Here is a 14,488-nt window from a genome sequence, read left to right as displayed (position 1 = left end):
GTTTCGTCTAATTTGACACCCTTAGCAGCGAGTACGGCATCATAAAAGCCAGATAAATCGGTACGGATTCCACCGGAAGTAGAAGTTTTCACATAGCCACATTGCTTGGCAGTTTCCCGCTTGGCTAAATGAGATAAATCTTTAACTTTTTGGAGTAAAGCCTTACCAGTAAGCGGGGTTGCCGCAGCAGTGACTTCAGTTGTATCTTCCATTTCTACAGCTACTTTTGCCGATTTATCTGCTTTCGTCACTGCGGGAGCTGTCTCGGATACAGTCTTTTTACTAGCTTTAGGTGCAGATTCTACTTTAGTTTTAGCCATAATCAAATTAGCTGGATGTTCATTTTATTATGCACTTAATAATTAGCAAAATTACTATTGAGGCTAAAATTATTTTCCAAATCTATGATTTTGGGTATTAAAAAAGGTAATATTACTCATTTTTTGTCCATCGGCAAAGCTAAATCCAAACTATTTGCCAATTTATCGGCAATTCCTTCAATCCAAGCTTCGTCTTGTTTTGTGTAGCTGCGCGGAGCATTTGCACCTAAAATCATTACTCCTTGACTACCTAATGGCTGACAGATGATCCCTTGGGTATTGGCAGGTAAATAATCAAATTCAATTCTGCCAGGGTAGACTTTGGTGTCTACTAAATAAATAGCTTTTTGTTTGGTTAAAACTCGATCGAGAATCGCTCCAGGTGTGACTTCGGCTTTGGGTGCTAAAATGCCCCGCCGGAGCAGTACTTGCCCCTGGTAGTAGATTAGGATCGATCGAGTCACCGTATTCGTGAGTAATAAATGGGATGCCCAGGCTAGTTCTGTTTGCAGTGAGTCCGGTAAATTTGGCGACAGATCGAATCCTTGTTCTCCTTCTAAAATAATGCTATCGGGTTGTCGGGGTTGGACTTGTTGCCATAGTAATCCTGTCAATACTAATACCGCTGTCAAAATCACGCCCACAGCATCCGATCGAGCCTGTGAGTCGGTTAATTCTGGGGTGAGTACCCGATTTAACATTAATAGGGTTCCCGCTACTCCGCCCGCGCCTAGAGGCACGAGTCGCAGAATGCGGTTAGGATCTTGTTTCATCACTAGACTTCGTTTGAGGTTGATTTACCCCCCAACCCCCCTTGGAAAGGGGAGGGCTGGGGTGGGGTAGAGATCTACGCAGTAAGCTAGTACCGCCTAAATAAGTGGTGCGTTATGCTCCGCAGTAACACACCCTACGTCTAAAGCCTAAATTTCGTCAGGTTCGATGATGCGTTGAAATAGATACCCCGTACCTCTGGCGGTGAGAATTAACTCTGGATTGCTGGGATCTTCTTCTAATTTGGCGCGGAGACGAGAAATATGGACATCCACAACTCTGGTATCGACATGACGTTCGGGAGTATAGCCCCAAACTTCTTGGAGAATTTCCGATCGAGAAAAAGCTTCACCCGATCGACTCACCAATAGTTCGAGTAGACTGAATTCCATCCCAGTCAATCGAATTCGTTCGTCGCCCTTATAAACTTGGCGTTTATTAGTATCGATCCTAATCGTCGCAATCTGGATTACCCCAGAACTCGGAATTCCATTTAGTCCATTTTTATCTACCCGTCGGAGTACCGAACGAATCCGCGCTTCCAATTCCTTGGGAGAGAAAGGTTTGACTACATAGTCATCCGCACCCAATTCTAACCCAGTGATGCGATCGGCAACATCACCCAAAGCCGTCAGCATAATAATCGGCACATCTGATTCCTTGCGTAGCTCTTGACAAACACCATAGCCGTCTAGCTTTGGCATCATCACATCGAGTACAACCAGATCGGGACAGGTTTCTCTGAATATTTCTAGGGCTTCTTCCCCGTCAGCCGCTGTAACTACATCATAGCCAATCATCGAGAGGCGAGTTTCCAAAATGCGACGGATGCTAGCCTCATCATCAACGACTAGAATAGTTTCCTTATGATTTTCCAAGCTTATCAAAGCTCCTATCGTATAGTGGTAATTTTTTTAACGTTAAGTTTTAACATCCTAGTATTAAGATTATCATTAATCCTAAATAAATTGGTGCAGTCAAACCCCTTCAGAAATCGGAATTGCGTCATTCGCCGCTTCAACACTATTAACATTTTTTAACTATTAGTCCCCCTTCCATCCCTGCCTCCACAGGTAAATTGTTCTGAGAATAGAGTTTATGTCTCTATTCCAGCAATCCCCCTAACACCTAACACCTAATACCTAACACCTAATTTAAGATGGCAAAACAGCCGCGCACGACCTATGTTTGTAATGAATGCGGATCGACATCGCCGCAATGGTATGGGAAATGCCCGATCTGTAACACTTATGGTTCCTTGATCGAACAAGCACCTCCATCTGCATCGAGAGGTGTTGGTACGAAAAGTGCCAATGGTCGATCGAATGAGGCTCCACATCCTCTTGCTGCGCTGACTTTCCCGCAAATTGTTGATGGTGAAGAAGAGCGTTGGGCTTCCGGTTTCGGCGAACTCGATCGAGTTTTGGGTGGTGGAATTGTGCCTGGTTCCCTGGTTTTAATTGGCGGAGATCCAGGAATTGGTAAATCTACTCTGCTGCTCCAAACTGCAAATTTGATGTCTAAGCACTATCGGGTGTTATACGTCTGTGGAGAGGAATCGGGAAAGCAAGTCAAGCTGAGGGCTTCCCGCTTGGGAGTGGAAGGAACCAAGGGAGAAATAGAGGGCGAAGAAAGTGCCGAAACTAACGGTGGAAAACAATTAACGATCGCCGATGGAGCGAATTTATACGTCCAAGCTGAGACAGATCTAGAGGAAATTCTGCGGGAGTTAGAATCATTAAGACCTCATGTAGCCGTGATTGATAGTATTCAAACTGTCTATTTTCCCGCCCTTACATCCGCAGCGGGTTCGGTGGCGCAGGTGCGGGAATGTACGGCGGCGTTGATGAAAGTCGCTAAACGGGAAGATATTACCCTGCTAATTGTCGGACATGTTACCAAAGAAGGGGCGATCGCGGGGCCGAAAGTTTTAGAGCATTTAGTCGATACCGTGCTTTATTTTGAAGGCGACAGATTTGCATCCCATCGCCTGCTGAGATCGACCAAAAATCGCTTCGGAGCCACCCATGAAGTGGGAGTGTTTGAAATGGTCGATCGTGGATTAAGAGAGGTTGACAACCCGTCTGAGCTGTTCCTAGGCGATCGACAGGGGATGGCTCCAGGCTCGTCAATTGTCGTCGCTTGCGAGGGAACTAGACCGATTGTAGTCGAGTTGCAAGCGTTGGTAAGTCCGACTAGTTATCCATCGCCTAGGCGAGCAGGTACCGGAATCGATCAAAATCGGTTGACACAAATTCTCGCAGTATTGGAAAAACGAGTGGGAATTCCACTGTCGAAATTGGATGCTTATGTCGCTTCTGCGGGCGGGTTAAATGTCTCAGAACCCGCAGTAGATCTAGGGATTGCGATCGCCATCGTCGCCAGTTTTCGAGATCGAGTCATCGCGCCCTTTACGATTCTGATCGGTGAAGTTGGCTTAGGCGGGCAGGTTCGGCAAGTTTCCCAATTAGAATTACGCTTGAAAGAAGCGGCTAAATTAGGCTTTAAACGAGCAATCGTCCCCAAAGGACACCAAATTTTTCCTGATGTGGGCATGGAGATTATTCAGGTGGCGCGGGTAATTGATGCGATCGTCGCTGCACTTCCAGCCGAGAGTGAAAGCAGCGATTCCGATGACGACGATTAATTTTGGATGTTGGTTTTTAAAAATAAAACCGTTGAAATCCGCATTATGTCGTCACTAATCGCCAAGAGATTCTCCAGGGGAGCGACTGAAATCACGCGGAGGATATGGCGCATGTGTTTCAGTCAGCGATTCGCGCTCTGGAGGTTCCCTCCAGATTGAGCGAATCAAGACAAGACAGATGCTCGCACAGAACGAAACACACAAAAATAGTGCGAGAATTTTAAAATGAGAATTGCTGGTGTTAAATTATCGATCGTTCAGGGATATTGATGATGAAAAAGAATCAGTTTTGGCAGTATTTAGTCGGCTCGATCGCGATTACCCTCTTAATTCCGACTGTTGCTAGTGCCCATACAGGAGTTGGCGATCCTACTGGATTTTTGCACGGATTGGAACACCCGATCGGTGGTTTAGACCACATTCTGGCGATGGTTGCTGTCGGCTTATGGGCAGCTCAGATGGGCGGGAAGGCTCTATGGATGGTTCCAGGTGCATTTGTCGTCGCAATGACTGGTAGTAGCGTCCTAGGGTATTTTGGACTACCTTTACCAGGAGTAGAACAAGGTATTTTAGCTTCTGATTTTATCCTCGGTTTATTGCTGTTATTCGCCACTCGTTTACCGCTGGCTGTCAGCATTGGTATCGTTAGTATCCTAGCTATTTTCCACGGCTATGCTCACGGAGCCGAAATGCCTGAGACAGCTTCAGGATTAACTTATGGCATCGGTTTTATTATTTCAACTGCTGCATTACATTTAGCCGGAATTGGAATGGGATTAGGGATCGATCGTTTTCAACCCAAATTGCAAGAATTGTTATTCCGTCTCGGTGGTGGTGCAGTCTTACTCGGTGCGGTTTATGTTTTAATCGATCGTTAATTAGTAATCTGTAGGTTGGGTTGAACGAATGTGAAACCCAACAATCTCAATCAGCAATATTTGTAGATATTTGGTCTTTCAACCCAACTCCCAACTCTTAATATGTTTCCGATCGACGATGACAATCCCACGCGAATTACACCCTATGTCACCTATGGGTTAATCGCACTTAATGTCCTAATCTTTATCTACGAATTAACCTTCTCAGAAACAGGATTGACAAATTTCTTTTACCAATGGGCGGTAGTACCAGTTCAATTTACAGGTGCGATCGCCGGAAATCCCGTACCGATTTTACCTGTAGAACCACCTGAAGCACTGACGTTTATTACCTCCCAATTTCTCCACGGTGGGTTTGCACACATCGCGGGAAATATGTTGTTCTTATGGATCTTTGGTAATAATGTCGAAGACCAATTAGGACATGTTAAATTCTTACTGTTCTATCTAGCTTGTGGCATACTTGCTGGTTTGACACAGTGGTTTTTCAGTCAAGGTTCACAGATTCCATCGCTCGGTGCTAGTGGGGCGATCGCGGGTGTGATGGGAGCCTATATTATTCGCTTTCCCAATGTCAGTGTCAAAACAGTGATTCCGATCGGCATTTTCCCATTAGTAACTAATATTCCTGCTTATTTCTATCTAGGAATCTGGTTTTTTCAGCAAGCCCTATATAGTTTTGCCACCCTCGCACCGAAAACTAATGTAGGTATGGCAGGTGGTGGGGTTGCTTATTGGGCACATGCGGGCGGATTTGTATTTGGAGCTTTACTCGCCCCACTTCTAGGATTGTTTTCCCAGAATTCAGAGGCATAGTTTTATAGTTATGGAATTACCTGAGTTAGATTCAGAAACGATCGACCGAGTATTAGAAATGGCATGGGAAGATCGAACGACATTTGAATCGATCGAATTGCAATTTGATTTAGCCGAACCCCAAGTCATCGCCTTAATGCGCCGAGAGATGAAAGCCTCAAGTTTTCGGATGTGGCGTAAACGAGTCACCGGGAGAAATACTAAACACGCCACTCGTCGCGACTTCATCGCTGGGCGTTTTAAATCCCAAAATCAGAAAGGCTAAATTGTGGGCGTAGATTTAGATTTGTGCAATAATCTGGCTCGGCTTTGCGCTCTTAAATCTTTGTCTAGAGCAGCAATAACTTCATCTAGATCTAACGTGCACAAATCTAGAAGCCTACCAGCTTCTCTCAGATTCGCGATCGATCTCGCTCTAGTTTCCGCATCGGGAATTCTCAATTTATCGTTCATAATTAATACTTCCACTTATAGCAACCACCACGCCAGTTAGGACATATCAGATCCCCGACTTCTCCAAGAAGTCGGGGATCTAGCCACACAAACTTCCTTACCATCCTGACGATTGCTATACGTTGAAGTGTAAAGATATTTGTGAGAAATGAATCTGGTAATTTAGCCCCCTGTGACTCCGACAAACATTTCCCCCTTAGTAACTAATATTCATGCTTATTTCTATCTAGGAATCTAGTTTTTGCAACAAGATTTATGTGATGGCTATCGCTTCACAATCTACCATCGCACACATACCTACTCCTCTTCAATTGGGTTTCCTGAATTAAGAGCACACAAGACGAGATCTTCAAAATCTTTCCAGAAGCTTGACTCGTTGTCATAATTCCAAATCGGCATTACCTCGCCCACGAGATAAGTAGTTGCTATGGTAGTGCCAATAGCTATTTTTCTGTTTGGAAGTAGATCTAGAAGGTTTGAAATTTGGTTCAATCTCTTATAATTACTTTGAATCTGAACTATTTCCTCAGACTGAAAAACAGTAGGTAGTTTTGACATCTGACTCTCCCAAGCTTTGTAACTCCAGGATGGAATAGGGCTTTGAGAAAGCTTGATAACGCTAGCACTTATCTGCCGTTTAGGATCGGTGATATTTTTATCTAACTTTTTAAGCCTATCCCAAAAAATCTGAAGTTCATCAATGTTTTGCTGAATTTCAAGTCTAATTAAGGTGCGAACAGATTGCCTTTCTTCTCTCCTAGTACTATTTTCCTTGTAGGATTCACGCATAAAATTTAGCATGAATCCTATAATAACGCCGAGAAGAGTAGCAGAAGGGCTGATGATTAGCTTAACGATTTCATTATCCATAAATATGACTGAAAAGAGTTAAACATATATTTCGTAGAGTAGGCAAGATCATCAACATCGATAGAGCATCAATCCTGACTTTTTACCCACCAATTCTAACATTTCATTAGAATCGATCTGTTGGTATTTTCTTGTCTCTGCCTCCTCTGCGCCTCTGCGGTTAAAAAAATACTATTGCTGATAGTAATATTAGCCTCAAAATTAGTGCGCTATACTCTGAGATAACACACCCTACAATCGCTTTCAACTTTCAACTATCTCATATCGCCGATCGCACTCATAGCTGTAGCTGCAATTGCTTGCTCGGTTGCTTTAGGGAGATGATGATATTTACCATTAGCTTGCTTGGCTAATTCCTTCGCAAAACCAGTCGAGATAAATTTATTCTCGGTATCGATTACCAATAATTTAATCCCAATCGCGCGAATCCGCGATGCAATATCTAATAACTCCTGCTTAATATCTGGCTTATTATCGGGATCGATCGTATCACCTAAAGAACGTGCTAACGGGACATTTCCCCGTCCATCGGTAATCGCGACAATTACCACCTGTCCGACATCACCCGTACTTTGAGCATTTATACCCACCCGCACAGCTTGAGTCAAACCATGTGCTAACGGCGAACCACCACCACAGGCGAGTCTTTCTAGTCGGCGTTTTGCCATCGCGATCGATCGAGTCGGTGGTAATAATACCTCAGCTTGTTCGCCCCTGAACGGAATTAACGCCACCTGATCGCGATTTTGATAAGCTTCCGTCAGGAGTCGCATCACCGCGCCCTTAGCTGACTGCATCCGATTGAGAGCCATCGAGCCAGACGCGTCTACCACAAATATTACCAGGGCACCCGATCGACGTGCCAATTTCTTACCGCGAATATCACCCTGTTCGACGATTACTTTGCGATCGGGTTGACGCAATCGGCGCGATTTCTGATATGGTGCTGCCGCTCGCAATGTTGCATCTACGGCAATCCGACGGACTTTCCCCTTAGGTAAAATCGGTTTTACGTACCTGCCCCTATCTTCGGAGAATACCATGCTGCGGCTGCCCGATTTGCCCTGTTTCTGTTGGGCGGTTTGAGCAAAAGACATCACGGAATCATCGAGAATTACCCCTTCGATATCAAAGATAAATTCTTCAGGAATATTCGGCGGCTCTTCTGGTTGGTCTTCATTATCCTGCTCTTCGTCCTGATTATCCTCCTCTTCCTGCTCGTCTTGCTCCTGCTCGGATTCGTCTTGAGGCTGCGGTGGTGGTGGCGGTGGTGGTGGTGGATTATTTTCGTCTGGCGGGGTTTGTAAGACTGTGGCGCGGGGGACGATGACTAATTCTACCGCACGGCGGAGATCGTCAGCATTGACATTTGTCCGCCCTTCTAGAGCCGCCGCAGCTTTAGCTACCCGGACAGCAAATAATTCGGCGCGATGTCCCATTACCCCGCCGCGTAGAGCTTCGGTGACTAGATAGGTAATTTGCTCTCTACTAATCTGAACATCTTTCAACCATTCCCGCGCCAGCAGGATTTGAGTCTTAATGTTATCGATTTCTTCGTCGTATTGTGCGAGAAAAGCCTGGGGTGATGAGCTATAAGCGATCGCCTGTCCGACAGCTTGCACCCGTTGGTCGATTTCCAGCACTCCATCAGCCGATAGAGAAATTGCGATTCGATCGAGCAAATGTTCTCGCAGTCCCCCTTCTTCGGGGTTGTAGGTGGCAATCAGTAAAGGTTTGCAGGGATGTTGAAAGCTAATCCCCTCTCGTTCGATCTGATTGCGCCCATCTGTTAAAACACTGAGCAACAGATTAGAAATTTGGTCGTCGAGCAAATTGATTTCATCGATGTACAATACGCCCCGATGAGCCTGAGCCAATAGCCCTGGCTGAAATACCGCCGCGCCTTCCTGCACCGATTTATCCAAATCCACCGAACCCAATAGCCGATCTTCAGTCACACCCAAAGGAATCTGCATGAATGGAGCCGGAATCACCATCGTCTGTAATTCCACAATGGGATCGGCTGCGCGTGACTCCAATAACCTGTCATCCCACTCATTGGGCGTATTCGGATCGCAATTACTTACCCCACCCACCGCAATTTCGATCGGTGGTAACAGCGAGTGAATCGCCCGCGCCATCACAGATTTAGCCGTCCCGCGCCCGCCAGCGATCGCCACCCCACCCAAAGTCGGATCGACAGCAGTCAATAATAAGGCTAATTTGATTGCTTCTTGTCCTACCACCGCAGTCAGGGGGAACGCAGTCATATTCGAGGAGGTTGTCTCTGTGGGCATTGGTTCGTAAATTTTTCGTTCGGCTCTGAGATCTGATTATCTCATATTAGCTAGGCAGTCGGTAATCCCGACGGTGCGTTGGGTTGAAATTGGTGGTGAGAAAATGGATCGAGCAACAGGGACAGGATAAGTGGAAAAGCTGACAAGTGGGAACAATTACAGCAGTATGTTTGTCACAAGGTTCGCAACAATAGTATCAATTTTATAGATATCGATCGCGATTAGATATTTTAGATAATCTCATGGGTACAATAGGAGATATCTAACGATCTCCGATCGAGAGATAAGATCGATTTCGCAAATTTTTAAGTACACCGCTTATAAGTATTTTTACTGAAATCATCAGACAGCTTCACCAATCAACAAATAGTTCTAGTCTTTGGATCGATCAAATATTTAGATCTATACCAGACATTGCTAGAGATTGACTTGTAATCTATACAAACTAGCCAATATTTCCTATATATATTGCGGAATTCAGACCGACTAATTCACGACTATCTAGATCGATTATAGACTTCATCCTTGTCAATACTAAACATAAAAACTATACTCAGAATAGGTCTGGATTAAGTAATATGACTAACAATCTTAATTAAAGTCATGCTAATATTTGTAAAAATATAGTGAGGATATTAAAGTTAGATTTGTCTAAGCATTTTAGCTGATACTTCTGCTCCACATACCACTGCTTTCAATTTTAGTTACATAAAATTTACGCCTTTACTCTTTAGATATTTGGAAAATTTCCATCATGAAGCAATTACTGTGTTACGTTAGTTGTTGTTGGATGCTGTCGCTGTCGACGGCAACAGCTTCTTACGCTAGCTCCGAAGTAAAACCCCGCATCAATGCCGTAAATGCTGATGCCGCTAATCTGCAAATCACCACCACACCAGTGGTGCTCAAAGGCATTCTAGCTCAAGTTCCACCCCCACCCCCTCCAGCTCCAACACCTGCTAGTCCTGCTAATTCGGACAGTAAGGACTTAAAAGAGCAGCTAAATAACATCAAAAATACTCCAGGGGCACCAGTTGAGGATAAATTTACCACTTATCAGCCAAAAGCCTCTCCCAGCTTTTCGATCTTTAATCCAGTTGGGTTTGGTGCTGATAATAATCTCGTCTTTTTCTCACTGAGCTATCAAAACCGCACTAGGTTTACCCAAAAATCTGATGGTGAAGCCGGAATTGGGATTGGATTGGGTGATGCAGTCAATGCTGTTGGTGTCGAGTTATCATATAGCCTGAATAGCTTCGGTACTAGTACGGGATTTGGTAGCGGTGCCTTCAATGCCAAAGTTCACAGGAGATTGGGTGAAGATACTGCTGTCGCAATTGGTTGGAACCAATTTGCCAAAATCCAGTTTGGTGGCGGTCAAAATGGTCCCGGTTCTGACTACCCCAACAATTCTTACTATGCTGTTGGTACCAAGATCTTCCGTACTCGTGAGGATATCAATCAAGCCTTCAGCCGTGTGGCGGTGACTGCTGGAGTGGGAAGTGGTGTATTCTTGCCATCAGATCCTAATGGTGGTCTCGATCGAACTGGACTAAATGTCTTTGGTTCGCTTGGTGTACGGGTTGCTAGACCAGTGAGCGCGATCGTGGAATGGACGGGAGATGATTTGGGTGCAGGGATATCGATCGCACCGTTCGATAACTTCCCCTTAGTAATCACCCCTGCTGTTCGCGATATTACTGGTGGTGGGGATGGAGCTAGATTTATCCTTGGTGCAAGTGTAGCCTTTAACTTTTAAAATCGCTGGTTTTTTGCCCAGCGATGACGGGTGTATAATAGGTTACAACGATTTCGAGATCGATTGTCGATAATTAACAACTAAGTAAGGTTGGATGTCAATGCTAAACATATCTAAATATCAGAGAGCGATCGTTGGCTGTAGCGCGATCGCATCAACATCATTTTGTGGTTTTGTTCAGTCTGCTACTGCAACCGAACAATTCAGACCCCAAAATACGCGGATCGATCGGGGTACTACCCTCATCGCTCAAGTCAAGAGTGGCGGTGGTCTGAGTATCGGTAGTGGTGGTAACCGCAGTAATGCTACTGGCATCAATGTTGGTAATGGTACTGGTATACCGATCGGCAGTGGTGGTAACAAGAGCAATGGTAGCGGTATCAATGTCGGTAATGGCACTGGTCTCAATATCGGTAGTGGTGGAAACCGGAGTAATGCTAGCGGCATCAATGTCGGTAATGCTCCTGGACAGAATATCGGTAGTGGCGGGAACCGGAGTAATGCTACTGGGGCCAATGGTGGCAACTCTCGACTGGGCACCAGCTCGCGGGGATTTAGCTCTGGCACGATCGCTCGGGCTGGCAATATCGGCGCGAGAATTAATCTTGCCGAAGGTAATTATCAACGAGCCGCAGCCGCACTAGCTCAAGCCGAAGCAGCTCAACCTAATGCATCGAATACTAGTCCCGTGCGTTATGCACTCGCGAAGAGTGCTCCAGAAGATTGTGGTTGTCTTAATGCCGATCTCGTGGGAACTAAAGCTCCAGATCGCCCAGAATTGATCGCCGCAAGAGCAGCCGAAGCCGAAGCAGCAGCAGAACTCGCGGCTGCAAAAGCTGAGGGTCGTGAGTTTCTCGAATCCGTGAAGAATAATAGTCCAGCGGAAACTACTGTGGTGTTCAGCCCACTGTGGTAATCGGGATTGAATTTATAGACAGGATCTAAAATTTAGGCAGGGAGTGTTTTATTCACTCTCTCCTGCTTGAATTTTCACACACTAGACAAGTTTGCTGATAATCGACTATCAAAAGTCAGGATCGATCGACATGACACAAATTTCTAAATTTCGGAGCCTACTCATTAGCTGTGGCGCGATAGCAACAGCAGCGTTAGGTACTCTAGTTCAGTCTGCAAGCGCAGCCGAACAGTTCAATGACAAAACCGTTCAATTCGATCGGGATACAATTGTTGAATTCCAATTTCTAAGTTCCAACAACTCCGCTCAGTCCACCTTTGGAGTGCTCAATCTGGCAACTAATGAGAAAACACCCTTAATTAGTGAAGCTCGCGCTCAAGATAAACCAGGTAAAATTTACACGGGTACTGCTGGTAAATCGGTTAGAAAACCCTTCGCCGAATTTACCTTCAAGTCGGGGACTCCCTATACACTTTATCTGGAATCAACAGTTAAAGGTAAGGGCACAACTACTGTTTACTCTGTTCCCGACAAAAATGGTGGCTCACAATTAGCCAAATTCAATAATGATGCTACCGCTCTAGGCACTCAAGGTGTCAAAATTGGCTGGAATGACGGAATTTCCGGCAAAGGTAGCGACTTCAATCAGTTTATGGTGATTGCTGGTGGTGGTGTTGGCTGCCCTTGTAAAGCAAGCCCCATGCTGACTACGCCGATCGCCCCTGAAGTACCTCCCACTAAAAATAACGCACCTAGTGGTCGCGGTTAATTTATTTGCAGGTGATGATAGAATATCCCCGATTTCTTCAAGAAATCGGGGATATGTTTTATAGTTATTTTGTTCTATAATGAGTTCGACTCGTCACAACCGACAGTTCGTAAAGCTTCAGTACTTTGATTCACCGATAAAAAAGAACGCACAACAATTGGATAATATTGGGGCATATTGCACTCGAATACGCGATCGATATTATCCAACGATTGGTTAATAGATTTAAGTTGGTGAAATTCACTAGAGCTATCGTGCAATTATCACTCTCAAAATCGGCAAAACGAAATTATCTAATAGTATTATCGATCGGTCTTATCCTCTTGTGGTTATCGATCAAACTTATCGCGCGTCTGGGTGCCGAGATGCTGTGGTTTGAGGAAGTTGGCTATTTGCCGATGTATTTGCTGCGCTTGAGCACCCAAGGGCTATTGGGGGTGGGAATATTTATCCTGACAGCAGTTTATCTCCTGGGTAATCTCGCACTAGCCCAACGCCTCAAATATCCTTACCCGTTGGCAAAGCCTCTCGGCACGAGAATAACTGAAATAAATGGTCAAAAACCAGCTATAAATCGCGGTGGCATCGATTTAGAATCGCAGCAGATTTCGACAGTCTTAAATCTCCGCTGGTTGCTGCCTATGACGATCAGTTTAAGCTTGCTAATTGGAGGAATTTTCATCCACTATCTACGGGTAGTGATGAGTCAATGGAATATCGATCCCAATTTGCCCGATATTACACCACCTGCACCAGTGTTATTGAGTCCAGAGGCAATCTGGCAGATGGTGGAACAGCTACACAGACATGGTTGGATGGCGATGGGTGCAGGGATTTGGTCGATCGCAACGCTCATTTATCCCCGCTTTTTGCTAGGATCGATCGCGCCGATATTAAGTATTTCGATCGCGTGGGTGGTTTCGGGGCAATGGATGCGAGTATTACCTTATTTTCAGGCTACTGATTTTCAGCATCGCGATCCGGTGTTCGATCGAGATATTAGTAACTATATCTTCGGTTTACCAGTTGCGGAACTGGTAGAATTTTGGCTGGTGGGAATGTGTTTGTATGGATTCGTCGCTGTTATTTTGACGTATTTATTATCTGGCGATAGTCTCAGTCAAGGGAAGTTTCTGGGATTTTCTCGCGCTCAACAACGCCATCTATCTGGATTGGGTGGGGTTTTGATGTTAGTCGTGAGTTTTAGCTATTGGCTGAGTTGTTATGAGTTGCTGTATTCCCCGCGTGGCGTATCTTATGGGGCTAGTTATACAGATATTCATGTCCAGTTACCAGCTAATCAAGCGTTAAGTATTTTAGCATTCGCGATCGGGGCATATTTAATCTGGCGATCGATCTATTTTCCCCACCAGATTAACAATCGTCCGCTAAGTTTGGCTTTGGGCTTATATCTAGTAATGTCGATCGCTACTCATTCGATCGTACCAGCGATCGTTCAAGCATTATTAGTCCAACCGAATGAATTAGCCCGCGAATCACCCTATATTCGCCGGACGATCGCCTTGACTCGTCAAGCCTTCGGACTAGATAATATTGCTGCCGCAACTTTTAATCCCCAGGCAAATCTCACCGAGCAAAAGATTCGAGAAAACGATCGCATCATTCGGAATATTCGCCTTTGGGATGAGCAACCCCTCCTCGCTACCAATCGTCAACTCCAACAGATTCGTCTTTATTATCGCTTTCCCGATGCCGATATCGATCGATACACATTAGCCAGCGAAGCTAAAACCTTACCCCCCCCAACCCCCCCTTATAAAGGGGGGGAGCTAGCTCCATCCCCTGATAAAAGGGATGCTCTTACCCCCTCCCCTTTGAAAGGGGAGGGCTGGGGTGGGGTAAAAATCTCCGCCGCAAATCAAATCAAATACCCCTCTCCCCCCTCCCAACTCCCCCCTCCTCAATGGCACGTACCAAAGCAGCAGCAATCACCGTTAACTTATTGCGAGAAGGAATAATAGAATCCGTCCA

The 14,488-nt window shown here is 45.3% G+C and carries 14 protein-coding genes; 8 read left to right on the top strand and 6 right to left on the bottom strand.

From position 1 onward, the window contains the following. The 3 genes from RMO55_RS19500 to rpaB all read right to left on the bottom strand — a co-directional run. Positions 1-320 (bottom strand): hypothetical protein (locus tag RMO55_RS19500; RefSeq protein ID WP_310429412.1); only part of this gene is annotated, 320 nt, incomplete at its 3' end. 116 nt (positions 321-436) lie between these two features. Further along, complete coding sequence (locus tag RMO55_RS19495; RefSeq protein WP_396134411.1) at positions 437-1,096, bottom strand: cofactor assembly of complex C subunit B; 660 nt, start codon at positions 1,094-1,096, stop codon at positions 437-439. 144 nt (positions 1,097-1,240) lie between these two features. Next, entirely contained in the window at positions 1,241-1,969 is a 729-nt protein-coding gene (gene rpaB / locus RMO55_RS19490) for a response regulator transcription factor RpaB (RefSeq protein ID WP_310429408.1), read from the bottom strand. Between the two features lie 281 nt (positions 1,970-2,250). Here rpaB and radA point away from each other — a divergent pair, with 281 nt between their 5' ends. The 4 genes from radA to RMO55_RS19470 all read left to right on the top strand — a co-directional run bounded on the left by radA (position 2,251) and on the right by RMO55_RS19470 (position 5,697). Further along, positions 2,251-3,738 (top strand): DNA repair protein RadA, encoded by a 1,488-nt coding sequence (gene radA, locus RMO55_RS19485; protein WP_310429406.1) that lies wholly within the window; start codon positions 2,251-2,253, stop codon positions 3,736-3,738. Between the two features lie 269 nt (positions 3,739-4,007). Next, positions 4,008-4,616, top strand: a complete 609-nt coding sequence (locus tag RMO55_RS19480) for a HupE/UreJ family protein (RefSeq protein WP_310429404.1) — start codon at positions 4,008-4,010, stop codon at positions 4,614-4,616. Positions 4,617-4,718: 102 nt separating this feature from the next. Beyond that, entirely contained in the window at positions 4,719-5,432 is a 714-nt protein-coding gene (locus RMO55_RS19475) for a rhomboid family intramembrane serine protease (RefSeq protein ID WP_310429402.1), read from the top strand. A gap of 10 nt (positions 5,433-5,442) precedes the next feature. Beyond that, entirely contained in the window at positions 5,443-5,697 is a 255-nt protein-coding gene (locus RMO55_RS19470) for a TIGR03643 family protein (RefSeq protein WP_310429400.1), read from the top strand. Here the strand turns inward: RMO55_RS19470 and RMO55_RS19465 are convergent. The 3 genes from RMO55_RS19465 to bchD form a co-directional block, all read right to left on the bottom strand. After that, complete coding sequence (locus RMO55_RS19465; RefSeq protein WP_310429398.1) at positions 5,694-5,885, bottom strand: hypothetical protein; 192 nt, start codon at positions 5,883-5,885, stop codon at positions 5,694-5,696. The genes RMO55_RS19470 and RMO55_RS19465 overlap by 4 nt on opposite strands. A 297-nt stretch (positions 5,886-6,182) precedes the next feature. After that, positions 6,183-6,755 (bottom strand): hypothetical protein, encoded by a 573-nt coding sequence (locus tag RMO55_RS19460; protein ID WP_310429396.1) that lies wholly within the window; start codon positions 6,753-6,755, stop codon positions 6,183-6,185. A 254-nt stretch (positions 6,756-7,009) separates the two neighbouring features. After that, positions 7,010-9,052: a magnesium chelatase ATPase subunit D gene (gene bchD / locus RMO55_RS19455; RefSeq protein ID WP_310429394.1), complete on the bottom strand. Its 2,043-nt coding sequence runs from the start codon at positions 9,050-9,052 to the stop codon at positions 7,010-7,012. 754 nt (positions 9,053-9,806) lie between these two features. Here bchD and RMO55_RS19450 point away from each other — a divergent pair. The 4 genes from RMO55_RS19450 (at position 9,807) to RMO55_RS19435 (ending at position 14,475) form a co-directional block, all read left to right on the top strand. Then, the gene (locus RMO55_RS19450) at positions 9,807-10,811 is read left to right on the top strand and encodes a hypothetical protein (RefSeq protein ID WP_310429392.1); all 1,005 of its coding nucleotides are present in this window, start codon (positions 9,807-9,809) and stop codon (positions 10,809-10,811) included. 100 nt (positions 10,812-10,911) lie between these two features. Continuing rightward, entirely contained in the window at positions 10,912-11,727 is an 816-nt protein-coding gene (locus tag RMO55_RS19445) for a hypothetical protein (protein WP_310429390.1), read from the top strand. 130 nt (positions 11,728-11,857) lie between these two features. Beyond that, the gene (locus RMO55_RS19440) at positions 11,858-12,496 is read left to right on the top strand and encodes a hypothetical protein (RefSeq protein WP_310429388.1); all 639 of its coding nucleotides are present in this window, start codon (positions 11,858-11,860) and stop codon (positions 12,494-12,496) included. Between the two features lie 254 nt (positions 12,497-12,750). Beyond that, a complete protein-coding gene (locus tag RMO55_RS19435; RefSeq protein ID WP_310429386.1) occupies positions 12,751-14,475 on the top strand; it encodes a UPF0182 family protein in 1,725 nt (574 codons plus the stop codon). Positions 14,476-14,488 lie beyond the last annotated feature (13 nt).

The organism is Chamaesiphon sp. VAR_48_metabat_135_sub, assembly GCF_031418915.1.
Classification (GTDB): domain Bacteria; phylum Cyanobacteriota; class Cyanobacteriia; order Cyanobacteriales; family Chamaesiphonaceae; genus Chamaesiphon.
Note: the sequence above shows the minus strand (reverse complement) of the source record. Positions and strands in the feature narration are given on the sequence as shown.

Bases quoted from the DNA above. Each gene is read 5' to 3' on its own strand.
- RMO55_RS19450 (WP_310429392.1), top strand. From the start codon at position 9,807: ATGAAGCAATTACTGTGTTACGTTAGTTGTTGTTGGATGCTGTCGCTG.
- RMO55_RS19465 (WP_310429398.1), bottom strand. From the start codon at position 5,885: ATGAACGATAAATTGAGAATTCCCGATGCGGAAACTAGAGCGAGATCG.
- RMO55_RS19470 (WP_310429400.1), top strand. From the start codon at position 5,443: ATGGAATTACCTGAGTTAGATTCAGAAACGATCGACCGAGTATTAGAA.
- RMO55_RS19440 (WP_310429388.1), top strand. From the start codon at position 11,858: ATGACACAAATTTCTAAATTTCGGAGCCTACTCATTAGCTGTGGCGCG.
- RMO55_RS19460 (WP_310429396.1), bottom strand. From the start codon at position 6,755: ATGGATAATGAAATCGTTAAGCTAATCATCAGCCCTTCTGCTACTCTT.
- RMO55_RS19445 (WP_310429390.1), top strand. From the start codon at position 10,912: ATGCTAAACATATCTAAATATCAGAGAGCGATCGTTGGCTGTAGCGCG.
- RMO55_RS19480 (WP_310429404.1), top strand. From the start codon at position 4,008: ATGATGAAAAAGAATCAGTTTTGGCAGTATTTAGTCGGCTCGATCGCG.
- RMO55_RS19475 (WP_310429402.1), top strand. From the start codon at position 4,719: ATGTTTCCGATCGACGATGACAATCCCACGCGAATTACACCCTATGTC.
- bchD (WP_310429394.1), bottom strand. From the start codon at position 9,052: ATGCCCACAGAGACAACCTCCTCGAATATGACTGCGTTCCCCCTGACT.
- radA (WP_310429406.1), top strand. From the start codon at position 2,251: ATGGCAAAACAGCCGCGCACGACCTATGTTTGTAATGAATGCGGATCG.